General features: G+C 70.0%; 22 protein-coding genes and 1 tRNA gene. 8 read left to right on the top strand and 15 right to left on the bottom strand.

Annotated elements, in window-relative coordinates; genetic code table 11:
* Window positions 1-165: 165 nt before the first annotated feature.
* The 4 genes from WYO_RS05000 to WYO_RS04985 form a co-directional block, all read right to left on the bottom strand.
* Complete coding sequence (locus WYO_RS05000; RefSeq protein WP_039902303.1) at window positions 166-1,134, bottom strand: helix-turn-helix domain-containing protein; 969 nt, start codon at window positions 1,132-1,134, stop codon at window positions 166-168.
* Window positions 1,135-1,476: 342 nt separating this feature from the next.
* Entirely contained in the window at window positions 1,477-2,139 is a 663-nt protein-coding gene (locus tag WYO_RS04995) for a hypothetical protein (protein WP_007559844.1), read from the bottom strand.
* Window positions 2,140-2,412: 273 nt separating this feature from the next.
* A tRNA-Lys gene (locus WYO_RS04990) sits at window positions 2,413-2,488 on the bottom strand.
* A 103-nt stretch (window positions 2,489-2,591) separates the two neighbouring features.
* Complete coding sequence (locus WYO_RS04985; protein ID WP_007559842.1) at window positions 2,592-4,151, bottom strand: 2-isopropylmalate synthase; 1,560 nt, start codon at window positions 4,149-4,151, stop codon at window positions 2,592-2,594.
* Between the two features lie 411 nt (window positions 4,152-4,562).
* Here WYO_RS04985 and leuB point away from each other — a divergent pair, with 411 nt between their 5' ends.
* The 3 genes from leuB (at window position 4,563) to ubiB (ending at window position 8,270) form a co-directional block, all read left to right on the top strand.
* Window positions 4,563-5,672, top strand: coding sequence for a 3-isopropylmalate dehydrogenase (leuB, locus tag WYO_RS04980; RefSeq protein ID WP_007559840.1), 1,110 nt, complete (start codon window positions 4,563-4,565; stop codon window positions 5,670-5,672).
* 188 nt (window positions 5,673-5,860) lie between these two features.
* The gene (ubiE, locus tag WYO_RS04975; protein WP_007559838.1) at window positions 5,861-6,643 is read left to right on the top strand and encodes a bifunctional demethylmenaquinone methyltransferase/2-methoxy-6-polyprenyl-1,4-benzoquinol methylase UbiE; all 783 of its coding nucleotides are present in this window, start codon (window positions 5,861-5,863) and stop codon (window positions 6,641-6,643) included.
* Window positions 6,644-6,707: 64 nt separating this feature from the next.
* Window positions 6,708-8,270 (top strand): 2-polyprenylphenol 6-hydroxylase, encoded by a 1,563-nt coding sequence (ubiB, locus tag WYO_RS04970; protein ID WP_007559837.1) that lies wholly within the window; start codon window positions 6,708-6,710, stop codon window positions 8,268-8,270.
* A gap of 28 nt (window positions 8,271-8,298) precedes the next feature.
* On the opposite strand, the gene WYO_RS04965 is transcribed toward ubiB, so the two are convergent.
* Both WYO_RS04965 and zapE read right to left on the bottom strand, forming a co-directional pair.
* Window positions 8,299-11,256 (bottom strand): response regulator, encoded by a 2,958-nt coding sequence (locus WYO_RS04965; RefSeq protein ID WP_007559835.1) that lies wholly within the window; start codon window positions 11,254-11,256, stop codon window positions 8,299-8,301.
* Entirely contained in the window at window positions 11,253-12,485 is a 1,233-nt protein-coding gene (zapE, locus tag WYO_RS04960) for a cell division protein ZapE (protein ID WP_039902338.1), read from the bottom strand. The genes WYO_RS04965 and zapE overlap by 4 nt, the downstream gene beginning before the upstream one ends.
* 296 nt (window positions 12,486-12,781) lie before the next feature.
* Between zapE and WYO_RS04955 the strand changes: the two genes are divergently transcribed.
* Window positions 12,782-13,375, top strand: coding sequence for a GNAT family N-acetyltransferase (locus tag WYO_RS04955; RefSeq protein WP_007559826.1), 594 nt, complete (start codon window positions 12,782-12,784; stop codon window positions 13,373-13,375).
* A 9-nt stretch (window positions 13,376-13,384) separates the two neighbouring features.
* On the opposite strand, the gene WYO_RS04950 is transcribed toward WYO_RS04955, so the two are convergent.
* Entirely contained in the window at window positions 13,385-14,146 is a 762-nt protein-coding gene (locus WYO_RS04950) for a ComF family protein (RefSeq protein ID WP_007559824.1), read from the bottom strand.
* Between the two features lie 18 nt (window positions 14,147-14,164).
* Window positions 14,165-14,410 (bottom strand): hypothetical protein, encoded by a 246-nt coding sequence (locus WYO_RS04945; protein ID WP_007559822.1) that lies wholly within the window; start codon window positions 14,408-14,410, stop codon window positions 14,165-14,167.
* 182 nt (window positions 14,411-14,592) lie between these two features.
* On the opposite strand from WYO_RS04945, the gene WYO_RS04940 reads away from it, so the two are divergent.
* Complete coding sequence (locus tag WYO_RS04940) at window positions 14,593-15,483, top strand: methyltransferase domain-containing protein (RefSeq protein WP_007559820.1); 891 nt, start codon at window positions 14,593-14,595, stop codon at window positions 15,481-15,483.
* On the top strand, window positions 15,480-15,848 hold the full coding sequence (locus tag WYO_RS04935) for a DUF427 domain-containing protein (protein ID WP_007559818.1): 369 nt from the start codon (window positions 15,480-15,482) through the stop codon (window positions 15,846-15,848). The genes WYO_RS04940 and WYO_RS04935 overlap by 4 nt, the downstream gene beginning before the upstream one ends.
* A 120-nt stretch (window positions 15,849-15,968) precedes the next feature.
* Here the strand turns inward: WYO_RS04935 and WYO_RS04930 are convergent, their stop codons facing one another.
* The 6 genes from WYO_RS04930 to fabA form a co-directional block, all read right to left on the bottom strand.
* Window positions 15,969-17,435: a DUF6880 family protein gene (locus WYO_RS04930; protein ID WP_085985772.1), complete on the bottom strand. Its 1,467-nt coding sequence runs from the start codon at window positions 17,433-17,435 to the stop codon at window positions 15,969-15,971.
* 76 nt (window positions 17,436-17,511) lie between these two features.
* A complete protein-coding gene (locus WYO_RS04925; RefSeq protein ID WP_007559814.1) occupies window positions 17,512-17,751 on the bottom strand; it encodes a DUF2188 domain-containing protein in 240 nt (79 codons plus the stop codon).
* Window positions 17,752-18,126: 375 nt separating this feature from the next.
* Entirely contained in the window at window positions 18,127-18,957 is an 831-nt protein-coding gene (fabI, locus tag WYO_RS04915; protein WP_007559813.1) for an enoyl-ACP reductase FabI, read from the bottom strand.
* A 193-nt stretch (window positions 18,958-19,150) separates the two neighbouring features.
* Window positions 19,151-19,273, bottom strand: coding sequence for a hypothetical protein (locus tag WYO_RS32350; RefSeq protein WP_279596884.1), 123 nt, complete (start codon window positions 19,271-19,273; stop codon window positions 19,151-19,153).
* A gap of 59 nt (window positions 19,274-19,332) precedes the next feature.
* A complete protein-coding gene (gene fabB, locus WYO_RS04910; RefSeq protein ID WP_007559809.1) occupies window positions 19,333-20,559 on the bottom strand; it encodes a beta-ketoacyl-ACP synthase I in 1,227 nt (408 codons plus the stop codon).
* 140 nt (window positions 20,560-20,699) lie between these two features.
* Entirely contained in the window at window positions 20,700-21,236 is a 537-nt protein-coding gene (gene fabA, locus WYO_RS04905; RefSeq protein WP_007559807.1) for a 3-hydroxyacyl-[acyl-carrier-protein] dehydratase FabA, read from the bottom strand.
* Between the two features lie 224 nt (window positions 21,237-21,460).
* Between fabA and irr the strand changes: the two genes are divergently transcribed.
* Window positions 21,461-21,976, top strand: coding sequence for a Fur family transcriptional regulator Irr (irr, locus tag WYO_RS04900; RefSeq protein WP_007559805.1), 516 nt, complete (start codon window positions 21,461-21,463; stop codon window positions 21,974-21,976).
* Between the two features lie 534 nt (window positions 21,977-22,510).
* Here irr and WYO_RS04895 read toward each other — a convergent pair.
* On the bottom strand, window positions 22,511-23,074 hold the full coding sequence (locus tag WYO_RS04895; protein ID WP_007559803.1) for an SH3 domain-containing protein: 564 nt from the start codon (window positions 23,072-23,074) through the stop codon (window positions 22,511-22,513).
* Window positions 23,075-23,406: 332 nt separating this feature from the next.
* Here WYO_RS04895 and WYO_RS04890 point away from each other — a divergent pair, with 332 nt between their 5' ends.
* Window positions 23,407-24,405 carry a D-glycerate dehydrogenase gene (locus WYO_RS04890; protein ID WP_007559794.1) on the top strand — a complete coding sequence of 333 codons (999 nt, stop codon included), beginning with the start codon at window positions 23,407-23,409 and terminating at the stop codon, window positions 24,403-24,405.
* Window positions 24,406-24,412: the final 7 nt, after the last annotated feature.

Here is a 24,412-nt window from a genome sequence, read left to right as displayed (position 1 = left end):
GAATACAAAATCGCTCCAAGCTGCAGCCGCGAATGCTTGCCGAAAATAGATTAACAACCGCTGATTACGGATGTCTCTCGCGCAACGGATGTTGACTGGTGGAGTAAGGGCGTCGCCCGGCGTCCCGGCCCTGTTTCGACGTCAGCGACGCGCGGCTCCGCCCGATCAGGCTTTCGGGGCGGGTTGATCCGAGAGATGGCGGAATTCACTCGGCGCCATGCCGTACCGGTCCTTGAACCGGCGGGAGAAGTGGGCCTGGCTCGCGAAGCCGCAGCCATAGGCCAGAGTGCCGATGGAGAGATGGCGGCATCCCTGATCGGTCAACCGCTTGGCCGCCGTCTCCAGCCGCCGCTGCCAGATCCAGTCGGAGATGTGCTGGTCATGCTCGTGGAACAGCTCCTGCAGCCTGCGCAGCGACACGCCCACCGCTGCGGCGAGCTGAGACGGGTCGAGGGCCGGGTCGCCGAGATGAGCCTCGACATAGGCTTTGGCGCGTTGGACCACGACGGTGCCGTGCAGCGGTCGTGGCACCTCGCGCGCCAGGCGCTCGGCGATGCTGGCCGCCACGAGGTCCACGGCGATCGCCGACATCCGCTGGGCGGCGTCCGGCGTGAAGGTGTTCTCGACCCGCAGCAGCGTGTCGAGGAACGTCGTCACCAGCCGGGCGCTTCCGAGATCGGCCCCGACGCTCAGGACCGAGAAATGGCGCGCGTCACCCAGGAGGTTCTCCAGGCGGTCGCGCGGGATCTCCAGAAGGAGCGAGCGAGAAGGCCCGGTCGTTTGCCGGATGGACGGGCTCGCCCGATCCAGGACCATGATCTCGCCGGGCTGTACGATCGCTTGGCGACCGAACTGCTCGCACATGGAGGTTCCGGACAGCTTGACCGTGACCGCGAGGGTGTCCCGCTTGGCGTTTCTGCGGAGCGTCGTCGGTGTCGACTCGACGCGCACGGCGCTGAAGGTCGAACGCGTGATCAGCAGCGATCCGAGATCGGTTCCCTCGAACAAGCCGTGGAACGTGCCGTCGCCAACCCGATACAGCTCCGCCGGCATCAGGCGAGCATTCGCGAAATCTTTCCAGATCCGAAAATTGGTGTCGGAATGCTCGCCGAGGGCCGAAAAAATCGTCTTCATCGCGTCGGCGATCGACCCATCATTTTCAATCTTGGATCGTGGGATTATCTCGCGTCTCGCACAAAAAGGGTAGCTTTTTAGCAAGGGTTCAGAAATCATAAATTGCATTGGTGCTTCCGCACGAATAGTGCAAAAACAGATTTATATGCAGTCTAAACGTTGCTAATATAGCATAGACGACAAACCCGGCGATGAAACGTGTCCGATATTTGTCTGAGTTAAAATGTCACGTGGAGTGGCGTGGAGGCGGTCGGCCGGGCCCGTCGCCGATGCGGCCGGTTGCCCTACGATCCGCGATGGACCCCGCGATCCGGCTGCATCCGCGGCCACGTGGTCCGCCGATCAGTCGGCGATCGGCGGACCGGCATCGTCAGGGGCCTCACGCGGCGACGGCCGGGGCTTGCGGGCCGGCTTCGCGGGCTGGACGGCACGGGCCTGCGGAGGCACCTGCGTGACGGGGCGCTGAGGCGGCCGCGGCGGCCGCTCGATCTGGACCTTCCTGGCTGCGCCAGCCGCCGGCCCGGCCGGAGCCGGTGCGGCGGGCTCCGATGTGGCGCCCGGGCGCTCCGGAGGCGACGCAGCATTCGCCCGGTTCTGCGGCGCACGCGTCGGCGGGCCGGCGGCCGCGGGCAACCCTGCCCGCCCCGGCATCGCCGGGAGCGGCGCCGCGGCAGACGCGGCACCCGCCGCGGCGTTCGGCGGAGCGAGCGTGCATTGCTGCCCGCAATTGCTCACGACCGCTTCGACGGCCTTGCCGTCGATCGTGGCCGCGACGATGCAGCGGGCCGGGTGGTAGACCAATTCGTACTGGAACTTGCCCTTGTCATCCGATTCGGTGCGGAACTTGTCCTCCAGCACCACGGGCAGGTGTGGGCGATCGGTGGTCCCGACGACGTAGAGCCGGCCCGTCGCGATCGCCGCCAGGGTGATCTCCGGCGCCGCCCAGGCGGGCCCGCACGTCGCCAGGGCGCCTGCGGCGGCAACGATCGAGGCGAAACGAACCAACCGACAAATCTCCGAGTTCAACCATCGACAAGCGACGGCTAGACCATCTTCAGGCGGAGATAGTTCCGAAATCTAGATCGCACAGGCGGGAGAAATTGTCCTGCACGCTATCGGAGAGGTTTGGATTTCGTTGTGTACGGACCAGCAGGCCGCACGGCGCTTCGCGGCCGGCCCCTTCCCGTCCGCCGCTCAAGCCAGAACGCAGAAACCCCAAGCGCAGCGGCTCAGCCGCGGCCTCAGGGTTGTCTTCTCGAAAGAATGTTCGGAAAATCTTGGTGGGCGCACTAGGGTTCGAACCTAGGACCCGCTGATTAAGAGTCAGCTGCTCTACCAACTGAGCTATGCGCCCGATCGCGTCTGCGACCCGCCCCGGTGGCCACCAAGTCCGTCCGGGGTGGCGGGCTGATACCAACGCATCCGGGGGCTGTCCACCCCCGGATGCAGGTTTTTTGCTATTCCGCCGCCGCGTGCTGTGCATGAACCCGCACGGCGTGGGCCGCGAGCTTGTTCAACGCCGAGAGATACGCCTTGGCGGAGGCCACCAGCGTGTCGGGATCGGCGCCGCGGGCGGTGACGCTGCGCTCGCCGTCGCGCAGGCGCACCGAGACCTCGGCCTGGGCGTCGGTGCCGCCGGAGACGGCCTGGACCTGATACAGCTCCAGCTCGGCCTTGTGCGGCACCAGGGCGGTGATCGCGTTGAACACGGCGTCCACCGGCCCGTTGCCGTCCGCCTCCTCGATCCGCGTCCCGGTCTCGTCGGCGATGCGCAGGGTGGCGCGCTGCGGCCCCCGCGTGCCGGCGATGACCGACAGCGAGACCAGCCGGATCCGGTCATGGGCGGTGGCGAGGTTCTCGTCGACGAGCGCCTCGATATCCTCGTCGTAGACGTGCTTCTTCCGGTCGGCCAAGGCCTTGAACCGCTCGAATGCGTCCTGGAACTGGTTGTCGGACAGGTGCAGGCCGAGATCGTCGAGCTTGGAGCGGAAGGCCGCCCGGCCGGAATGCTTGCCCATCACCAGGGAGGTCTTGGTCAGACCCACCGAGGCCGGGGTCATGATCTCGTAGGTCTCGGCGTTCTTGAGCATGCCGTCCTGGTGGATGCCGCTCTCGTGCGCGAAGGCGTTGCGGCCGACGATCGCCTTGTTGAACTGCACCGGGAAGTTCGTAGCGTGGCTCACCAGCTTCGAGGCGCGGGTCAGCATGGTCGATTCGATGCCGGTCTCGTAGGGCAGGACGTCCGCGCGGGTGCGCAGGGCCATGACGATCTCCTCGAGCGCGGCGTTGCCGGCCCGCTCGCCGATGCCGTTGATCGTGCACTCGACCTGCCTTGCGCCGCCCTCGATGCCGGCGAGCGAATTGGCGATCGCGAGGCCGAGATCGTTGTGGCAATGGACCGAGAAGACGGCCTGATCGGCGTTCGGCACCCGCTCACGCACGGACGCGAACATGTCGCGGTACTCGGAGGGCGTGGCGTAGCCCACCGTGTCGGGCAGGTTGATCGTGGTGGCACCGGCCTTGATTGCGGCCTCGACGCAGCGGCACAGGTAGTCGATCGGCGTGCGGGTCGCGTCCATGGCCGACCATTCCACGTCCTCGACGAGGTCGCGGGCCTGGGCCACGGTCTTCAGGATGATCTCGAGCACCTCGTCCTGGGTCTTGCGCATCTGGTGGGCGAGGTGGATCGGCGAGGTCGACACGAAGGTGTGGATCCGCCCGCGCTTGGCGTGCCGCACCGCCTCGCCGGCCCGGGCGATGTCGGCGGGGATCGCGCGGGCGAGACCCGCGATGGTGGCGCGCTTGGTGCGCCGGGCGATCTCCGACACGGCCTCGAAGTCACCGATCGACGCGATCGGGAAGCCGGCCTCGATGATGTCGACGCCCATCGTGTCGAGGAGCTCGGCGACCGCCAGCTTCTCGTCGTGGGTCATGGTGGCGCCGGGGCATTGCTCGCCGTCGCGCAAGGTCGTGTCGAAGATGACGATGCGTTCGCGGGCGGTGGTGCTGGTGGTCATGGCGTTACCCTATCGCGGGCCGCCCGGCGGAAGGCTCGGGCCGGCGTGGTGCCCCGGGCGGGGCTGGATGTCGCGAGTGCAGAAACTCCCCTGAAGGCCCAGGCGCGCGCGCCCAGACGGCCCTCAGGGGCGGGTAAGCAGAAGCGGAAGAAGAAGCCCGGAGCGGCGCGCACGGGACCGAAGCACCGTAGAGGCGGCGCGGGCGGTCTCGATCGCTGAGCCGGCTCTGGCCAAGGCTCGTCTCTCCCGGGTGGGGCGCGGACGGCGTGACGCAGCACCCGCGCGGTGGCCGGCAGAGGTAGCGCCGTCGCCACGGAAACACAAGGTCCGCCCCGGCTCGGCGCCTTGCCAAGCGCGCCCCGCCCTCGATAAAGCCCGCCGGCACGTCGAGAGAGAACCCGCGAGACCGTCATGGCCAGCTACAAGCTCCTGCTCCTGCCCGGCGACGGGATCGGCCCGGAGGTCGCGGGCGGCATGCAGGTCGTGCTCGACGCCCTGAAGGAGACCGGGCTCGCGACCTTCGAGACTGAGACCGATCTCGTCGGCGGCTGCGCCCTCGATGCGCATGGCCGCCCGCTCTCGGACGAGACCCTGGCGCGTGCCCGCGCCGCGGACGCGATCCTGCTCGGTGCGGTGGGCGGCCCGAAATGGGCCGGCGTCGCCTATGAGAACCGCCCGGAGGCCGGCCTGCTGCGCCTGCGCAAGGATCTCGAGCTGTTCGCCAATTTGCGGCCGGCGATCTGCTACCCGGCGCTGGCCGACGCCTCCGCGCTCAAGCGCGAGCTGGTCGAGGGCCTCGACATCATGATCGTCCGCGAGTTGACTGGCGGCGTCTATTTCGGCGAGCCCAAGGAGATCACGACCCTCCCGGACGGCTCGAAGCGGGCCGTGGACACGCAGGTCTACACCACCGGCGAGATCGAGCGGATCGCCCATGTCGCCTTCGATCTGGCGGCCAAGCGCTCCGGTCGCGTGGCCTCGGCCGAGAAGCACAACGTGATGAAGTCCGGCGTGCTGTGGAAGGAGGTCGTGACCAAGGTCCATGCCGAGCACTACGCCCAGATCGAACTGGAGCACGTGCTCGCCGACAATTGCGCCATGCAGCTGGTGCGCCGGCCGAAGCAGTTCGACGTGCTGGTGACCGACAACCTGTTCGGCGACGTGCTGTCCGACCTCGCCGCGATGCTCACCGGCTCGCTCGGCATGCTGCCCTCGGCCTCGCTGGGCGCCGTGGACGACAGCGGCGTGCGCCGGGCGCTGTACGAGCCGTGCCACGGCTCGGCCCCGGACATCGCCGGGCAGGACAAGGCGAACCCGATCGCGATGATCGGCTCGCTCACCATGTGCCTGCGCTACTCGTTCGGGCTCGGCGAGGCGGCGGACGCGCTCGACGGCGCCGTGATGGATGCGCTCGCGAGCGGCGCCCGCACCGCCGACATCGCCGGCGAGGGCACCAACCCGATGGGCACCCGCGCCATGGCGAACGCTGTCGCCGACGCCCTGCGCGCCCGCGTCGGCTGAGGATCCGTCACCGCCCGCGTGATAGGACGCATGGCGGATGGGCGCGGCCTTCGCTATGACGCACGGGCTTAAAAGCGCTCGCCGCCGAAGCGGATGCCGGTTCGGCGCCAGCGAGCGCGTCACATCGAGAACTTGGAGCCGTTCCCGGGCGCAGCGCGATCGGGAACGGCTCTGAGAACGGGAGCGTCATGAAGGCCGGGGACGGGGCGACGGAGCGCGAGAGCGCGGATTTCGGCTTCGAGCGCGTGTCGCTCGACGAGAAGCAGGGGCGCGTCGACAGCGTCTTCCACTCGGTCGCCCGCCGCTATGACGTCATGAACGACTTGATGTCGGCGGGCCTGCACCGGGCCTGGAAGGCGCAGCTCGTCTCGATGCTGCGGCCGCCGCAGGGCCGGCCCTTCGCGCATCTCGACGTGGCCGGCGGCACCGGCGACGTGGCGTTCCGGGTGCTCGCCGCGGGTGGCCCGAAGACGCGGGTCACGGTGCTCGACATCAACGAATCGATGCTGCGCGTCGGCGCCGAGCGGGCCCGGGAGAAGGTCGAGGATGCGGGCGACCGGATCGCCTTCGTGACCGGCAACGCCGAGAGCCTGCCGCTGCCGGACGCCGCCTTCGACGCCTACACGATCGCCTTCGGCATCCGGAACGTGCCGCGGATCGAGACCGCGCTGGCCGAGGCGCGCCGGGTGCTCAAGCCCGGCGGCCGGTTCCTGTGCCTGGAATTCTCCGCGGTCGACATCCCGCTGCTCGACAAGATCTACGACGCCTATTCCTTCCACGTGATCCCGCGGATCGGCGCCCGTGTCGCCGGCGATGCCGAATCGTACCGCTACCTGGTCGAGTCGATCCGCAAGTTCCCGACGCGCGGCGCCTTCGCGGGCATGATCGAGCGCGCCGGCTTCCGCCACGTCACGGACCGGCCGCTGTCCGGCGGGATCGTGGCGATCCATTCCGGCTGGAAGGTCTCCTGATCTTGGCCAACGCATGCCACCGCCCGCCCGCCGTCGCGGTGGGGGGGAAAGCCCCGGTGCGTTCATGATCGGCGCCGCGATCAACCTGTTCCGCGGTGCCCGGGTCGGCTTCGTCCTGGCGCGCGAGGGTGCCCTCGCCCTGGTCGACCCGTCCGAGCTGCCGGCCCATCTGCGCTTCGCCCTGAAGCTTGGGCGGACCCTGGAGCGGCGCGGCCTGGGGCATGGCGCCGCCGGATTGTCGGCCGCCCTGACGCGGCTCGGCCCGTCCTACGTGAAGTTCGGCCAGTTCCTGGCGACCCGGCCCGACATCGTCGGCATGCGGGCGGCCTCCGACCTGGAGCGGTTGCAGGACCGGGTGCCGCCGTTCCCGCAGGAGACCGCCCTCAAGGTCGTCGAGATGGCGCTCGGCAAGCCGGTGGACGCGCTGTTCGTGTCGTTCAGCGAGCCGATCGCCGCCGCCTCGATCGCGCAGGTCCACAAGGCCGTGGTGCAGGATGCCGACGGCACCCAGCGGGCGCTCGCCGTCAAGGTGATGCGCCCGGGCGTGCGCGAGCGCTTCATGCGCGACCTCGAAGTCATGCGGTTCATGGCCCGGGTGGTGCACGCGCTCTCGCCGCAGGCCGAGCGGCTGCGCCCGCGCGAGGTCGTCGAGATCCTCGCCCGCTCCGTGCTGATGGAGATGGACTTCCGCCTCGAGGCCGCCGCCGCCTCGGAAATCGCCGAGAACACCAAGGACGACCTCGATTTCCGGGTGCCGAAGCCCGAATGGGAGCTGACCGCCCGGGAGGTGCTGTCGGCCGAGTGGATCGAGGGCGTGCGCCTGCACAGCGCGGCCGAGCTCGCCGCGGCCGGCCACGATCCGCAGGCGATCGGCCGCACGGTGATCCAGAGCTTCCTGCGGCAGGCGATCCGCGACGGCTTCTTCCACGCCGACATGCACCAGGGGAACCTGCTGGTCGATGCCGAGGGCCGCCTGGTGGCGGTCGATTTCGGCATCATGGGCCGGCTCGGCCTGAACGAGCGCCGGTTCCTGGCCGAGATCCTGCTCGGCTTCATCCTGCGCGACTATCGCCGGGTGGCGAAGGTGCATTTCGAGGCGGGCTACGTGCCGGCGCACCACTCGGTGGAGGATTTCGCGCAGGCGATCCGGGCGATCGGCGAGCCGATCCACCAGCGCCGGGCCGACGAGATCTCGATGTCCAAGGTGCTGACGCTGCTGTTCGACATCACCGCCTTGTTCGACATGAGCACGCGGACCGAACTCGTGATGCTCCAGAAGACCATGGTGGTGGTCGAGGGCGTGGCCCGCTCGCTCGATCCGCGCCTCGACATGTGGACCACCGCCGAACCGGTGGTGCGCAGCTGGATCACCAAGAATGCCGGCCCGCTCGGGCGCGCCCAGAGCGGCTTCGAGGCGCTGCGGGTGGTCTCCGACCTGGTCGGCGATATTCCCGACCTCGCGACCCGGCTCAAGCGCGTGCTTATCCGGCTCGACGAGGCCGGCACCGGCGATGCGCGGCGTCTGGAGCACTTCGCCCGCAGCGAGGGCCGGCGCGCGATCTGGTCGACCCTGGCGCTCTGGGGCATCGCCGTCGGGGCGCTGGTGATGGCGTTCCGCGGCCTCTGATCACCGGGCGGGGTGAGCCCTGGCCGGCTCACTCCGCCTCGGCGTGCCCGGGCATCAACGCTCGAAGCTCCCGGGCCAGCTCGCTCAGGCCCGTCGTGCCCTTGGCGAGCACCCGGTCGGCCTGGCCGGCGAGGCGCCGGCGGTCCTCGGCGGTGATGTCCTTGGCGGTGAGCACCACCACCGGGATGTCCCGCCAGTCGGGCCGGGCGCGCAGGGCTCGCAGGAAGCCGAACCCGTCCATTTCCGGCATCATCAGGTCGAGCAGCACCAGGCAGGGCCGCTCCGCCTCCAGGGTCTCAAGCGCGCGCACGCCGTTCTCGGCCGCGACCACAGGAAAGCCCTCCCGGCCGAGATAGGCGCAGACATGGGCGCGCGCATCCGCCTCGTCCTCGACCACCAGGATCGGACCCTCGGCGGCGACCGGCCGGAAGCGGTCGATGACGTGGCGCAGGCTGCCCCAGTCGATCGGCTTCTGCAGATAGTCGGTGGCGCCCAGCGAGAAGGCGAGGTTCTGCTCGTCCAGCACCGTGACCATCACGATCGGCGTCGCGCCGATCTCCGGGTCCGCCCGCAGGGCGCGCAGCACCGCCCAGCCGTCCATCTGCGGCATGGTCACGTCGAGGAGCACCGCCCTCGGGCGCAGGGTCCGGGCGAGTTCGAGCCCGCGCCGTCCATCCTCGGCCACCGCCACGGAGAACCCTTCGCGCTCCAGGAAGCGGGCGAGGAGATCCCGGGTGGCGGCATCGTCGTCGACCACCAGGATCGTCCGGCGGTCGCCCGGGCTCTCGCCGGCCACGCCCGCATGCTCGGCCTCAGGGCCCTCGAACTGCACCGGGAGCGTCAGCGTGAAGGTCGTGCCCTCCCCTTCCCGGCTGTCCACCGCGATGGCGCCGCCCAGCATCTCCGAGAAGGCGCGGGTGATCGACAGGCCGAGCCCGGTCCCGCCGAAGCGCCGCGTCGTCGAGGCGTCGGCCTGGGTGAAGCGCTCGAACAGCCGCCCGACCTGCTCGGCGCTCATGCCGATGCCGGTATCCGTGACGGTGAAGCGCAGAGCCTCCACGGTGCGGCTGACGCCCAGGGTGATCCGGCCGTTCTCGGTGAACTTCGCCGCGTTGCTCAGGAGATTGATGAGGCACTGGCGCAGCTTGGTCACGTCGGTATGGGCCGTGCCGACATCCTCCGCCAGGTCGAGGGCCAGGGTGTTGCCCTTCTTGGCGATCAGGCCCTCGACCGTGGCGGCCACGTCGCGGACCACCTCGGCGACATCGAAATCCTCCGCGTAGATCTCGACCCGGTCGGCCTCGATCTTGGAGATGTCGAGCACGTCGTTGATCAGGCCGAGCAGGTGGCGGGCGTTCGACTCGATCTTCTTCATGTCGGCGATGAGGTCGGCCTCGCCGAGATCCTCCAGCTCTTCCTGGACCATCTCGGAATAGCCGATCACCGCCGAGAGCGGCGTGCGCAGTTCGTGGCTCATATTGGCCAGGAACTGGCTCTTGGCCTCGTTGGCGGCCTCGGCCGCCGCGCGGGCCGCCTCGATTGCGGCTTCCGCCTCCTTGCGCTCGGTGATGTCGGTGTGGGTGCCGACCCATTCGCGCAGCGTCCCGTCCGCTTCGAGGATCGGGACCGCCCGCACGCTCATGTGTCGATAGGCGCCGGAGCGCGCCCGGATCCGGTGCTCGGTGGCGTAGGGCTGCAGCGTCGTCACCGCCCGCGTCCAGTCGGCCTGGGTGTGGGCGCGGTCGTCCGGGTGGATGACGTCGAGGAAGCCGAGGCCGGAATAGGTGGCCTCGTCCTGGCCGGTGAAGCGGCTCCAGGCGGTCTGGCGCCGGTGCAGGCTCCCCTCCGGGTTGGCGGTCCAGACGATGGCCGCGCTGGCCTCGATCAGCGAGCGGAAGCGCTCCTCGCTGCGCCGGGTCCGCATCTCCGCGAGGTGGCGGATCGTGTCGTCGACCACGACCAGGCCGACGCCCTCGACATCCCGGCCGCTGTCGCCTCCGGTCCCGTCGCCGCGCAGGGGGTAGAAGCTCATCGAGAACTGGCGCACCCCGCCGGGGGCGGACGGCGTCGGGACCGCCACCGGCACGTTCGGCGAGACCAACCCTTCCTCCAGCGCTGCGGCGAGCTTGGGCGCCAATTCCTCGCGCAGGGTCGGGAGCATCGCCCAGATCGGGGCGCCGAGATCGGCCCCGAAGCCGCGCTCGCTCATCGTGGCGAGCGCCCGGTTCATGTGGCGGATCTTCAGGTCGCGATCGAGGAAGCCGAGGCCCACGGGGGCGTTGGCCAGCACGCCGTCGAGCAGCCGCGACATCCGCAGCGATTCCTGCCGTCGCACCAGGGCGAGGCGGGCGAGCAGCACGATCGCCCCGAGTGCCGCCGCGCCGGAGAGCAGGAACAGGACCAGCCCGCGCCAGCGCTCCCGGGTCTGCAGGTCGGCGAGGTGCTGTGCGGTGATCGCCTGGCGGGATGCGGCCTCCAGGCGGATCGCGTCCATGACGCGCTTGCCCTCGCCGGTGCGGACGAGGTCGGTGGCCGCGTCGAAGCCCTTGTCCCGGCGTGCCGCGACCACCCGGGTGGCGAAGTCGCGCTTCTGCGCCACCAGCCCGGCGAGCGACGGGGCGCCGGCCCGGACCGGCTCCTGGGCGGTCGAGCCGAGCGCGCTGAGCTCGGTCTCGATCTTGCCGAGCGCCTGGGTATAGGGCGCCAGGTAATCCTCGCTGCCGACCAGGACGAAGCCGCGCTCGCCGGTCTCCAGGTCCTTGACCTCGGACAGCAGGCGCTCGACCCCCGCGATGGTGGCGTTGGCCTGCGCGGTGGCGGCGTGGTCGGCTTCCCCGCCCAGATAATTGGCGGTGCCCGCGACCAGCGCCACGACCAGCAGGATGAAGGCGGCGGGTGAGCCGAGCAGCGGTCCCAGGGGACCGGCGCCGCGCCAGTTCGGCCGCCGCAGACGAAAGATCGATCCGACTCCTTGACGGCCGCTCACGTCTCCACCAGCCCGGTGCTCGCACCCGAGGCCTCGGAATCGGCCCGTCCATGCGGCAAGGCGAGGTATTCGTGCGAGCGCATCTCGATCAGCCGGGAGACGGTCCGGTCGAACTCGAACGCCTCGCGGCCGGTCTCGGCGGTGTAGAGGTCCTGCGCCTCGGCGGCCGCGGACGCGACGAGCTTCACGTGCCGGTCGTAGAGCGTGTCCACCAGGGTGATGAAGCGCTTGGCCTCGTTGCGCTCGGCCTCGCTCAGCACCGGGATCCCGTCGAGGATCACCGTGTGGAAGGAACGCGCCAGGGCCATGTAATCCGATGCGCCGAGCGGCTGCCGGCAGAGGTCGTCGAAGCTGAAGCGCGCGACACCGTTCGCCTCCTCGGGGACCGCCACGTCCCGGCCGTGGACCTGGATCGTCGCCGGGCGACCCTTGGCCTTGCCGGTCAACGCCTTGAACGCGGCGTCCAGGGCCGCGCGGGCGGCCTCGTCCGCGGGAACGTGATAGACGGCCGCGCCGCCGAGCTTCTCCAGGCGGAAATCAGTCCGCGAATCGAGGCGAACGACCTCGACCTGATCCTTGAGCGTCGCGATGAACGGCAGGAACAGGGCGCGGTTGAGGCCGCCCTCGTAGAGCCGATCCGGCTCGACATTCGAGGTCGCCACCACGGTGACGCCGCGCCGGAACAGGTGCCCGAACAGGCGCCCGAGGATCATCGCGTCGGCGATGTCGGTCACCGTGAACTCGTCGAAGCACAGCAAGGTCGCCTCGTCGGCGAGCTGGTCGGCCACCGGGCCGATCGGGTCGTCACCCTTCACGGTGCCGGCTTTCAGCGCCTGCCGATAGGCGTGGATGCGCTCGTGCGCATCAGCCAGAAACCCGTGGAAATGGACCCGCCGCTTCGGGGCCGGCGCAGCCTCATGGAACAGGTCCATCAACATGGTCTTCCCGCGCCCGACCGAGCCCCAGATGTAGAGTCCCTTGGGGGACTCGGCCTCGTCCTTGCGCCGGAACAACCAGCCGAGCGCGCTGGTCTTGCTGGCGCGCTTGCGGCGTCCGAGATCCTGAAGCAGCCGATCGAGGGCACGCACCAGCTGCGCCTGGGCGGGGTCGCGCTCGATGGCGCCCGTGGCTACCAGGGCTTCGTAGCGTTCGTGAACCGGGCCGGGCGAGACGGCGCCGGCCCGAGCCTCCGCGGAGGGCGCGTGTCGCTTCCCGGATTGCTCGCTCACGCCGCCGGTCCCCTGCAACTCGCCACGGCGCCGGACCGGCACCCCCGTACCCGGTCGACCGTTCCCGACCCGGGCCGCCTCCCTGTGCCGTGCAAGCTCGGCTCGAATCAAGCCCGGGACAGAACACGCGACGCCAAACCGTTCCATCAGGCCCGCGCATGGCAGCATGCCCAGGCCTGGGCTCAGTCATATTGCTGCATTGCACAACGGCCATGGGGATGCGAGATCATCCGGGTCTTTGGGGAGGAACGTCCGGACCAATCGGCGCGACAACGCGCCCAGACCGGAGACCCATCATGGCCGTTCGACACCTCGCCGTGTCGGCCCACACGGTCCGGCGCCTATGGCCGGCCGACCGCAATGCGGTGCTCGACTACTTCCTGCGCCTCGATCCGGAGGCGCGTGCGAATCGCTTCATGGGCAATGTCAGCGAAGCCGGCGTGCGGGCCTATGCCGCGCAGGCGCTGACCGCCGAAGGCGTGATGTACGGCGCCTTCGTGGATGGTGTCCTGCGCGGGCTGGCGGAGTTGCGCCCCATGGAAACCGGTTCGTCGCCCTATATCCTGGGTCCGCGCGCCGAGGCCGCCTTCGCGGTCGAGCGGGCTTTCCGCCGCCAGGGGATCGGGGCGGCCCTGTTCGCCCGGATCGCGCGCGCCGCGCGCCATCGCGGCGTGGTCGACCTGCACGTGCGCTGTCTCTCCGGCAACGGCCCGATGCTGAGGCTGGCGGCCAAGCACGGGGCTGCGCTGCAGCGCGCCGGGACCGAGACCGAGGGCGCGCTCCATCTGGCCCGGCCCACGCCGTTCTCGCTCTGGTACGAGAGCATTGCCGAGGCGTTCGACTTCACCCTGGCGGTGAGCTTTCCGAGCCGCGAGCGGGTCACGGCCTGACCGGGAGCCTTACCCGGCGGCGTCGCCGACCAGCGCGAAGGTGAGCAGGTCGACCGATGCCGCCCCACCGCGCAGGAGCGCCCGGGCAGCCGCGTTCCCGGTCGCGCCGGTCGTCATCACGTCGTCGATGAGCAGGATCCGCCGGCCGCGGATCCGGTGCGCCTGCGCCGTCGCCACCCGGAACGCTCCGCTCAGGTTCTCGGCCCGCGCCGGCCGGCTGAGGCCGACCTGCGAGCGGGTCGCCCGGACCCGGACCAGAGCCGACGGCTCGAACGGCAGCTCCGCGCCTTGGGCGATCACCCGGCCGAGCAACGCCGCCTGATTGAACCGCCGCCGCCACAGACGCCAGCGGTGAAGCGGGACCGGGACGACGCATTCGGCTTCGGCGATCAGCGTCCGGCCGCTCGCTGCCATCATCCGGCCCATCACGCCGGACAGGTCGAGCCGATCCTCGTATTTCAGCCGGTGGACGAGACGGCGGGCGACATCGTCGTAGAGCGCGACGGCCCGGGCACGCCCGAAAACCGGCGGCTCGGCGATCGCCCGGGGCGAGAGCAGCGGCCCCACGCCGAGATCGACGGCGAAGGGCGTGCCGAAGCGCTGGCACAGGGGCTCTTCGATGAGGCGCAGGCCGGTCCAGCAAGACGGGCACAGGGCGCCGGGATCCGCCGTGGCACTGCCGCACCCGGAGCAGGTCGGCGGGTAGATCAACGACAAGGCCCCGCGCGGCAAGCCGCGCAGGGCCGATGCGACGGCCGCGATCGCCGTCATGCGGGCGAAGGACGAAGCTTAGCGGGCCGAGACCGGGCGCGCGCCCCGCTGGTCGAAGTCCTGATCCCGCTGCCGGGCCTGCGAATTCGCCCGATGCCGGCCGATCGCGCAGCCTGCGGCGGCGCCGACCAGGCCGTGATGGCCGGCATAGTGGCCGGCGATGCCGCCGACGATCGCGCCCTTGATGCAGCCCTTGGCCTCGGCGCCGCTCGCGGCGGTAAGGGCGGCGAGAGCCATGGCGGCCCCGACGAGCATGCGCTTCATGACCTGAACTCCCTGATCCATCTCGGCCTTGCGGCCAGTCGCAGCAGGAACGGCGACGGTGCCGACTCGTTCCGCGAGGTTAGGGCACCTCGCGGGTCTGTGTGCAGCCGCGATCGCTGCCATTCACAGCCATGCGGAGGGAATGCTGGCGGGACGGTGCCGCAAGCGCCATGTGCAGGCCCATGGATGCACCGGCCACCCTGTTCGACACCGCCCTCGCCCGCCAACGCCTCGCCCGGGCCGAGCGCAACGGCTACGCCCGTTTCCTCCTCGACCGCGTCGTCGAGGATCTGGACGACCGCCTCGGCGCGGTGCTGCGTACCTTCGGCACGGTGCTCGACCTGGCCACCCCCGGCGCCGGCGCTGCACAGGTCCTCGCGGACCGATATCCGGAGGCGATTCACCTCCGCCTCTCGGCCGTGCGCCGACCGGGCGGCAACCGGATCGTCGGAGACCCGGAATTCCTGCCCTTGGCCGCCGGAAGCCTCGACCTCGCCGTGTCGCTGCTCGCGCTCCACGCGGTCAACGACCTGCCCGGAACGCTGATCCAGCTGCGCCGGGCGCTGCGGCCGGACGGCCTGTTCCTCGGCTGCCTGCTGGGCGGTGCCACCCTGACCGAGCTGCGTCAGAGCTTCGCCCAGGCCGAGAGCGAGATCGAGGGCGGGGTCAGCCCGCGGGTGGCGCCCTTCGCCGCCGTGCGCGAGGCCGGGGCGCTGCTGCAGCGGGCCGGCTTCGCGCTGCCGGTGGCCGATACCGACACGCTGACGGTGCGCTACGCCGACCCGTTCGGCTTGATGCGCGACCTGCGCGCCATGGGCATGACCAACGTGCTCACCGAGCGACGGCGGACGCCCCTGCGCCGGGCGACCCTGGTGCGCACCGCGGAAGTCTATGCCGAGCGCTTCTCGGACGCCGATGGGCGCATCCGCGCGACCTTCGAGGTTTTGTGGCTGTCCGGCTGGGTCCCGCACGAGAGCCAGCAGAAGCCGCTGCGTCCCGGGACCGCGAAATCGCGCCTCGCCGACGCCCTCGGAACCGTCGAGCTGAAGCCCGAACCCGGGAGGACATCATGATTGAACCTGGACCCGACCATCCGATCACCGTGACGCTGGAACCGCGCCGGGTGCGCGTGCTGGTGGCCGGCGTGGCGGTGGCGGACACGCGCGATGCGCTTCGCCTGGACGAAGGTCGCTACCCGGCGGTGTTCTACATTCCCAGGGCCGACATCCGGGCCGAGCATTTCGTGCCGTCGGCGCGGACCAGCCATTGCCCCTACAAGGGCGATGCCAGTTACTTCGACCTTGTGGTCCACGGGACCCGGCGCGCCGATGCGGTGTGGAGCTACGAGGCACCGTTTCCCGCGGTTGCGCCGATCGCGGGCCACGTCGCGTTCTATCCCGATCGGGTCGATGCCATCGAGGTTCTGGACGTGGCATAGGGATTGCCCGCCCGCACGTCACGCGAGGCGCGGGCGTATGATCGCCGCGCCGTCATTGCGAAGTGACGGAAGGCCCCGGGCTCGATCTCGCGTCGCCCCGACGGCATGGCTTGAAGAATCTCAGTCCCGCAGCAGCCCCCAGAAGGCGTGCTTGCGGCCGTGGTCCCGCCGCAGCCTCTCCCGGTAGGCGCCCGGCGACGGATCGATGGCACCTGCGCCCAGGCGGTCGGCGAGACCGTCGAGTTCCAGCAGGTATCGGGCACCATGCGCATATGCGGCGCTGCGGCCGGATTCGAGGATGCCGTCGAGCAGGCGGCGATACAGGATCGTCGCGGCGAGCGGGTGATCCTGGACCAAGGCCTCCGCGGCCGGCGCTAGGACGGAATAGTGCTCGCCCAGCCAGACCTTGCGCTTCTCTTCGACCAGCCCGGCGGCCCGGGGCAGATCCGGCCAGCCCACCAGGAAGGCGAGCGCCCGGTGCGGATTCCCGTAAGCCTCGGCGTGATCGAGCGCGCGAAGCAGCGCCTCCTCGTCCTCGAAATCCGGCAGCTTGGCGAGGTAGGCGCGCAGCATCGGCGCGTCGAGATCGCGCTCGAACAGCGCCCAGCGCAGCGCCTGCGCCTCCTCGCGCCGGCCCAGCGCGTCGAGGATCTCGATTTCCAGCGCCTTGCGCGCACGGTCGGGCCCGCGCGGGTCGAACCCTGCAATCAGGTCGGCCCGCGTGACGATGCGCAGGCCGGCCCCCTGCTCGCGGCGGATCCAGTCGAGCGCCTCCTGGGCTCGACCGGCGGCGAGCAGCCGTTGCGCGATCGAGAGACGGTCCTCCTGGCCGGGGGCGATCTCCCGCTCCAGGGCGATGAAGGCGTCGGCATCGTTTCGCCGGTCGGCGATCACCTGGCGCTGGCGCAGGATCTGGCCTCTCGCTGCGATGTGGCGATGATCGGCCTGGCTGCGCGCCTTGCCGGCCTTTGCTAGCCCGGACGCTGCCTGCGCGAGCGCGGTGTCGATCTCCGACAACGTATCCGGATCGAGCGTCGGAACCATCTCCGTCAGAAGCGTGCCGAGCGGGCCGAACGGGTCGGCCGTGAAGGGGCCGACGAGGCCGGCGGCGACCCGCGCCGCCTCCGCGGGCGACAGGGCGGCCGCGATCGCCACGAAGGCCTCTGTGGCGCGCTCGTAGACGCCCTGCACCGCGCCGGTGCTGTCGTCGACCCGGTTCAGCACCGAATCGGCGCCGTCGAGAAATCGCTTGAGACGCTCCAGGGCGGCGCCGGCATCCAGCGGGCGCAGCTCGTCGAGGATGACGGTCACGGTGGCGTTCAGATCGGCCGCAAACGCCCTGCGCTTCTGCCAGTCGATGTAGCCCTGGGCGGATTCGAGTGCGGCCAGGCGGCGGTCGATCATCGCCGCCACGGCGTCCGGCCCTTGTAGGGAGGCGAGCGCGGCGGTGACGAGCTTCTTGAACGTGGGATTGCGGGCGGTTTCGCCGAGGATCAGGCCGATCAGCCGGTCCGGCTCCAGAGCCGCCAGGGTCTCCGGCGACGGGGTGGTGCGCCGCGCGCCCTTGGGACGCGCGGGCTTGGCGATGGCGTCCGGCTTGGGGCTCGTCGTGGTGCGCGCCTGGGTTGTGGCTTTGGTCGAGGCCACGGCAGCGCCGCTCCGGTCAGTCCACAACCTTGGCGCGGGGGCGATCGCTGCCCTGCGCGGTCTCGTCGTGCCAGCTGCCGGCCTGATCCTGGTAGCGGATGCCCTCGGTGGAGCCGGGGACCTGCTGCTCCGCGGCCGCCGCCTGGGCGGCCTGCAGCGCCTCCTCGCGGCTCGGGAAGGTCTCGGAGAACACGTCGCCGACCTTGTAGGCGAAGCCGCCATCGTGCTCGACGATGCGATAGGTAACCTCGGACATTGCGACTCCTGTACGCACGCGGTTGTGTTGAGCCCGAACCCGTCGCGCGCCGCGGGGTTCCCGCGCGGCCTCCGATCCGCCGGAAAGTCGGGCTACGGGCGCCGCATGACGACGCTCCTTCGCCCGATCCTGGCTCTCAGCCTCCTCGTCGCTTCGACGCATGCACACGCCGCGGAGGGCTTTTTCGACACCCTCTTCGGCGGTTCTTCGCGGTCTGCGCCGCCCAACCCGTTCGCTTCGAATTATCCCTCGGCCCCGCCGACCCCCGACGAGGTGCGGGCCGAGCGTCAGCGGCGCCCGGTCCGGACCGAGCGCGAGCGCGGCCGGGGCCCGCTCCCACCCGGCCGGATCCCCGAGGAATAGCCGGCGCAGGGCTCAGGCATCGCCGACGACGCCGGCCGCGTCCTGGGCCTGGAGCACGTCGGGGCGCGGCATCGAGATGATGTTGTAGCCGGCATCGACGAAATGGATCTCGCCGGTGACGCCGCCGGAGAGCGGCGACAGCAGGTAGAGGGCCGAGCCGCCGACATCGTCGAGGCTGACGGTGCGGCGCAGCGGAGCGTGGGCGGCCTGGTGGTTGAACATTAGGCGGGCGTCGGCGATGCCGGCGCCGGCCAGCGTCCGCATCGGGCCGGCCGAGAGGGCGTTGACCCGGATCCCGTCCGGGCCGAGATCGCTCGCCAGGTAGCGGACCGAGGCTTCCAGCGCCGCCTTGGCCACACCCATCACGTTGTAGTTCGGCATGACCCGGGTCGAGCCACCGTAGGTGAGGGTCAGCAGGGAGCCGCCCTTCGTCATCCGCTTGGCGGCCCGCTGAGCGATCTCGGTGAAGGAGAAGCACGAGATCGTCAGGGTGCGCGCGAAGTTCTCGCGGGTGGTGACGTCGACGTAGCGGCCCTTGAGCTGCGCCTTGTCGGAGAAGCCGATGGCGTGGACCACGAAATCGAGCCCGCCGTCGAAGCGTTCGTCGAGGGCCGCGAAGGTGGTATCGACCGAGGCGATATCCTCCACGTCGCAGGGCAGCACGATGTCCGAATCGACCCGCGCCGCCAGGGGCGCGACCCGCCGGCCCAGGGCCTCGCCCTGATAGGTGAAGGCGAGCTTGGCGCCGTGGGCGTGGAGGGTCCGGGCAATGCCCCAGGCGATCGAGTGATCGTTGGCGACGCCCATGATCAGGCCGCGCTTGCCCGCCATCAAACCTGTCATGCCGACTCACATTCCGTACGAGCACGCCGCGCCGGGGAAACCGGAACGGGCCGCGATGCGGTGAACGACGACACCGCGACGCAGGTGCCTTAGCGCGGCTTGGCGCGCGTTCCAAACCGCACGGCCCCGGGATCGGGCCAAAAAAAAAGCCCCGCCGGCGGGCGGGGCGTTCATCGCAGGGTGAAAGGGCCGCCTAGAAATACCCGTCCGTATGCGAACGGGCCTCCTCGATCAGCGCTTGCTTGGCGTAGATCGCGGCGCAACCTGCGATCATCAGGCCGCTCAGTGCACCGATCAGGAACGTACCCATGGTCACCACCCCATTCAACGGACGGTAAACGCAGCCTCACACGGGGTGGTTCCGAAATGAGACTGTCAAGCGTCTACGTGCTTCAGGACCAGGGTGGCGTTGGTGCCGCCGAAGCCGAAGGAGTTGGTCAGGACGTGGCCGAGCTTGGCCTCGTCTCGGCGCTGGCGCAGGATCGGCATGTCGGCGAAGGCGGGATCGATCGTGTCGATATGCGCGCTCTCGCAGATGAAGTCGTTCTGCATCATCAGGAGGCTGTAGATCGCCTCCTGCACGCCGGTGGCGCCCAGCGAATGGCCGGTCAGCGACTTGGTCGCCGAGATCGGCGGGCAATCCTCGCCGCGGCCGAACACCTCGCGAATCGCCTCGATCTCCTTGTCGTCGCCGACCGGGGTCGAGGTCGCGTGCGGGTTGATGTAGTCGATCCGTGCGCCCTTCAGGCCTTCCATCGCCTGGCGCATGCAGCGCACCGCGCCCTCACCGGACGGGGCGACCATGTCATGGCCGTCCGAGGTGGCGCCGTAGCCGGCGACCTCGCCGTAGATCTTCGCGCCGCGGGCCTTGGCGTGTTCCAGCTCCTCGAGGACCAGCACGCCGGCGCCGCCGGCGATGACGAAGCCGTCACGGTTGGCGTCGTAGGCGCGCGAGGCCCGGGCCGGGGTGTCGTTGTACTTCGACGACATGGCGCCCATGGCGTCGAACAGGGCCGAGAGCGTCCAGTCGAGATCCTCGCAGCCGCCGGCGAAGATGACGTCCTGCCGGCCGCCCTGGATGATCTCCGCGGCATTGCCGATGCAATGGTTGGACGTCGCGCAGGCCGACGAGATCGAGTAGTTCACGCCGCGGATCTTGAACCAGGTCGCCAGCGTTGCCGAGGCGGTCGAGGACATCGCCTTCGGGACCGCGAAGGGGCCGATCCGCTTCGGGCCCTTGTCGCGGGTGATGGCGGCGGCATCGACGATCACCCGGGTCGAGGGGCCGCCCGAGCCCATGATGATGCCGGTGCGCTCATGCGAGATGTCGGCCTGTTCGAGGCCGGAATCCTGGATCGCCTGATCCATGGCGACGTGGTTCCAGGCGGATCCGCCGCCGTGGAAGCGCATGGCGCGCCGGTCCACGACCCCCTCGGGATCGAGGCTGGGCCGGCCCGACACCTGGCTGCGGAAATGGTGCTCGGCATAGCTCGCGTCGCGCGCGATGCCCGAGCGCGCCTCACGGAGGGAGGTCAGGACCTCCTGCGGATTGTTGCCGATGGACGAGACGATGCCCATCCCGGTGATGACGACGCGGCGCATGGTCGTGACGATTCCTCCGTCGCGGCGTCGGTCGCCCGCGCCGCGTCCCGGTCAGCTAAGGTGACGCGGACATAATCTCAACTGCCGAGGGCGTCCGGCGTTGCCGCCGGATGCGAAAGACGCCCCCGAACCGGGCTCGATCAGCTCTGGAACAGGCCGACCCGCATATCCTGGACCTGATAGACCCGCTCGCCGTCGGCCTCCAGCCAGCCGTCGCCGATACCCAGCACCAGCTTGCCCTGGCGGACGCGCTTCACGTCGACGTTGTAGACGACCTTCTTCATGGTCGGCAGGACCTGGCCGGCGAGCTTCACCTCGCCGACGCCGAGCGCCCGGCCGCGGCCCGGCGAACCGAGCCAGCCCAGATGGAAGCCCAGCATCTGCCACAGGGCGTCGAGCCCGAGGCAGCCCGGCATCACCGGGTCGCCCTGGAAGTGGCAGGGGAAGAACCAGAGGTCGGGACGGATGTCGAGCTCGGCCGTGACATGGCCCTTGCCGTGGGCACCGCCCTCCTGGCCGATGCTGGTGATGCGGTCGAACATCAGCATCGGCGGCAGCGGAAGCTGTGCATTACCCGCGCCGAAGAGTTCGCCGCGCCCGCAGGCCAGTAGATCCTCGTAGGAATAGTGCGACTTGCGGCTCGCGGCCTGTTCTGGCGTCTCGGCGTCTGTCGGCATGAAGGTGGCTGTTTCCTCTGGACTCTCTTGACGGGGCGGGTGCGCGCCATGCGCCAGTCGCCCGGTTCTTCGGCGCGCGGGTTAGCACGGGGCGCAGCGCCTTCAAAGCCATCAACGACTTCGCACCGGGTCCGAGGCGGCTCGGGTTGCGACCGGATGACCACTTCCATATAATGCAAGCAATCCCATTCCTTCAGGGTCCTCGTCGAGCGTTCAATCCCAAAATGTCCGAACTGCTGCCACTCCAGGCGATCCTCAACGGCCGGGTGCCCGCCCCCCAGCTGGAAGCCAACGGGATGCCGCGCCGCGGCTGTCCGCTGTCGGACCTGCGCGACCGTCTGCGCCGGGCCGGCCTGCGTCCGACCCGTCAGCGCCTGTCCCTCGGCTGGCTCCTGTTCGGCCGCGGCGACCGCCACCTGACCGCCGAGATGCTGTACGACGAGGCGATGCGCGCGAAGGTGCCGGTCTCCCTGGCCACCGTCTACAACACGCTCCATCAGTTCACGGAAGCCGGCCTGCTGCGCCAGCTCGCGCTCGACGGGTCGAAGGCCTATTTCGACACGAACCCGAGCGAGCACCACCACTTCTACCTCGAGGACGAGAACCAGGTGATCGACATGCCGGATTGCGGCATCACGGTCGATTCGCTGCCCGAGGCCCCCGAGGGCATGGAGATCGCCGGCGTTGAGGTGATCGTCCGCCTGCGCCGCGCCCGCCCCGCAGGCCGCCGCCAGAGCTGATTTTTCAGACGGCTTCGGCCGCTCGCGTCGAGATCAAGCCGCCCGGTTTCGGGCGGCTTTTTTGTTGCGCATCGGTCGTTTCCGGATGCATCGCGGGTCCACTCTCCCGTACGGGAGAGGGACAGGGCGAGGGATGCGACCTCTCCGTATAGACCTGTCCCCTCACCCCAACCCTCTCCCGCTCGGGAGAGGGGGGGCGTGTCGCGGTCTGCACGAGCGAGGGTGTCAGCATTGCGGCGCGTGCGGGTGAAAAGCCTGCGCCTCGCGGAGGCGAGCGCCTGCCGGTCCTCAACCGAACCGCGGCAGACCGTTCCGAAAAGCGCCTATCCCACCCCTCCCCCTCATCCCGAGGCGACGGAGCGCAGCGGAGGCCTTGAAGGAGGGCTCCAGAGCTTGCGCGGGTCTTGAGGGCCCCTTCCCTGGCGACGCTCCGCCGCCACGTCAGGATGGGGGGTGGAAGGCGCGGCGCAGATCTGGTCGTCGAATTGAGCCAAACGGCGTTGCCCGGCGCCCCTCCCCCGGAAACGAAAAACCTTACTCCACCACCTCGTTCGGATAGACGCCCCAGAGGCGGTTCTGGCGGATATAGCCGTCCACGTCCCGGCGGTTGGGCAGGGCGACGATCAGGCGGCACCAGGTGCCGGTGCAGCTCTTCACGTTGCCGATGACGCCGGTCTGGAGCCGGGCCTCGTCCTCGGCGCCCTCGTCGGCCTTGGCGCGCAGCGAGATCGCGGCCTTCTCGGCGCCCTTGTCGGGGCCGGCATTCACGATCGCGGTGCGCCGTCCCGACAGAAGGGAATGCAGCACCCAACCCTCGGTGCCCTCCGAGTCGCGGATCCGCCGCCAGGTCTCGAACTCGCCGACGATCTCCACCGGCAGGCCGGCGCGCTGGAACACCCAGAGGGTGCGGTGATCCTTGGAGGGCCCTTCGCGCAGGTTGACGCGGTCGGTCTTGAGGCTGGCGTAGCGGGGCAGCGGCAGCTTGGTGACGGGGCCGATGCCGGTCTCCGGCGTGGAGGGCGGCGGGGCCGCGTTCGCGAAGGACAAACCGCTCAGGAGCAAAGCCGCGACGGCGAAGCTGAGGCGTGACGCGCGCATGGTCCTCTCCCTACCCCCATGGAACGTTGCCGCGCGGACTCGTCTGGGGCCGATCCGCTCGGGTTCTCGATCCCGCATCCGGCACCGCCCAGCGAGACGCTGCGCGGTCGCCCGGATCGCGACGGCGCGGCCCCGTGGCAGGCGGCTTCCGATTGTGTTCCGGCCCACCTCTGGTAGAGAGGCCGACGGGTCGGAACAGGCTCCGGGACAGGTGCCTCGCACCCGACCTGTCTGGCCGAGTTCGGTTAACGGACGCTTGCCGCGGATGGTCCGGATCTGGGCCGCCGGGCGGGGATCGCCAACACGGCCGCGAGGCTGACGGGGAGAGAGACGTGTCGAAGCGCAAGCCGCTGGTGGTCGTGACGCGGCGCCTGCCGGATGCCGTCGAGACGCGGATGCGCGAGCTGTTCGACGTGCGGCTCAGTCCCGACGATTCCGCGATGCCGCCGGACGCCCTCGCGGCGGCCCTGCGCGAGGCCGACGTGCTGGTCCCGACCGTCACCGACGAGATCGATGCCGGGCTCCTCGCCCAGGCCGGCCCGAACCTGCGGCTGATCGCGAATTTCGGCAACGGCGTCGACCATATCGACGTGGCCGCCGCCCTCGAGCGCGGCATCACGGTCACCAACACCCCCGGCGTCCTGACCGAGGACACCGCCGACATGACCATGGCGCTCATCCTGGCTGTGGCCCGGCGGGTCACCGAGGGCGCCCGGATCATCCCGGACGACGACTGGACCACGGGCTGGTCGCCGACCTGGATGCTCGGCCGGCGGATCACCGGCAAGCGGCTCGGCATCGTCGGCATGGGCCGGATCGGCCAGGCACTCGCCAAGCGCGCCCGCGCCTTCGGCCTCCAGGTCCATTATCACAACCGCCGCCGGGTCCCGGCCGCGATCGAGAGCGCGCTCGACGCGACCTACTGGGAATCCCTCGACCAGATGCTGGCCCGGGTCGACATCGTGTCGGTGAACTGCCCGCACACGCCCGCGACCTACCACCTGCTCTCGGCCCGGCGGCTCAAGCTGCTCAAGCCCGAGGCGATCGTGGTCAACACCGCGCGCGGCGAGGTGATCGACGAGAACGCCCTCGCCCGGCTGATCGAGGCGGGCGACGTCTCGGCGGCCGGCCTCGACGTGTTCGAGCAGGAGCCGGCTGTGAGCCCGCGCCTGGTGAAGCTCGCCCGCCAGGGCAAGGTCGTGCTGCTGCCCCATATGGGCTCGGCCACCTACGAGAGCCGCACCGACATGGGCGAGAAGGTCATCATCAACATCAAGACCTTCATGGACGGCCACCGCCCGCCGGACCGGATCCTGCCGAGCATGCTCTGATCCCGAG

The organism is Methylobacterium sp. GXF4, assembly GCF_000272495.1.
Lineage (GTDB): Bacteria > Pseudomonadota > Alphaproteobacteria > Rhizobiales > Beijerinckiaceae > Methylobacterium > Methylobacterium brachiatum.
The sequence above is the reverse complement of the archived record's forward strand: the minus strand, read 5'-3'. Positions and strand labels throughout refer to the sequence as shown.

Excerpts from the sequence above, each read along its gene's own strand:
- WYO_RS05000 (WP_039902303.1), bottom strand. The coding sequence starts at position 1,134 with ATGAAGACGATTTTTTCGGCCCTCGGCGAGCATTCCGACACCAATTTT.
- WYO_RS04985 (WP_007559842.1), bottom strand. The coding sequence starts at position 4,151 with ATGACCACCAGCACCACCGCCCGCGAACGCATCGTCATCTTCGACACG.
- leuB (WP_007559840.1), top strand. The coding sequence starts at position 4,563 with ATGGCCAGCTACAAGCTCCTGCTCCTGCCCGGCGACGGGATCGGCCCG.
- ubiE (WP_007559838.1), top strand. The coding sequence starts at position 5,861 with ATGAAGGCCGGGGACGGGGCGACGGAGCGCGAGAGCGCGGATTTCGGC.
- ubiB (WP_007559837.1), top strand. The coding sequence starts at position 6,708 with ATGATCGGCGCCGCGATCAACCTGTTCCGCGGTGCCCGGGTCGGCTTC.
- WYO_RS04955 (WP_007559826.1), top strand. The coding sequence starts at position 12,782 with ATGGCCGTTCGACACCTCGCCGTGTCGGCCCACACGGTCCGGCGCCTA.
- WYO_RS04950 (WP_007559824.1), bottom strand. The coding sequence starts at position 14,146 with ATGACGGCGATCGCGGCCGTCGCATCGGCCCTGCGCGGCTTGCCGCGC.
- WYO_RS04945 (WP_007559822.1), bottom strand. The coding sequence starts at position 14,410 with ATGAAGCGCATGCTCGTCGGGGCCGCCATGGCTCTCGCCGCCCTTACC.
- WYO_RS04940 (WP_007559820.1), top strand. The coding sequence starts at position 14,593 with ATGGATGCACCGGCCACCCTGTTCGACACCGCCCTCGCCCGCCAACGC.
- WYO_RS04935 (WP_007559818.1), top strand. The coding sequence starts at position 15,480 with ATGATTGAACCTGGACCCGACCATCCGATCACCGTGACGCTGGAACCG.
- WYO_RS04925 (WP_007559814.1), bottom strand. The coding sequence starts at position 17,751 with ATGTCCGAGGTTACCTATCGCATCGTCGAGCACGATGGCGGCTTCGCC.
- fabI (WP_007559813.1), bottom strand. The coding sequence starts at position 18,957 with ATGACAGGTTTGATGGCGGGCAAGCGCGGCCTGATCATGGGCGTCGCC.
- fabB (WP_007559809.1), bottom strand. The coding sequence starts at position 20,559 with ATGCGCCGCGTCGTCATCACCGGGATGGGCATCGTCTCGTCCATCGGC.
- fabA (WP_007559807.1), bottom strand. The coding sequence starts at position 21,236 with ATGCCGACAGACGCCGAGACGCCAGAACAGGCCGCGAGCCGCAAGTCG.
- irr (WP_007559805.1), top strand. The coding sequence starts at position 21,461 with ATGTCCGAACTGCTGCCACTCCAGGCGATCCTCAACGGCCGGGTGCCC.
- WYO_RS04895 (WP_007559803.1), bottom strand. The coding sequence starts at position 23,074 with ATGCGCGCGTCACGCCTCAGCTTCGCCGTCGCGGCTTTGCTCCTGAGC.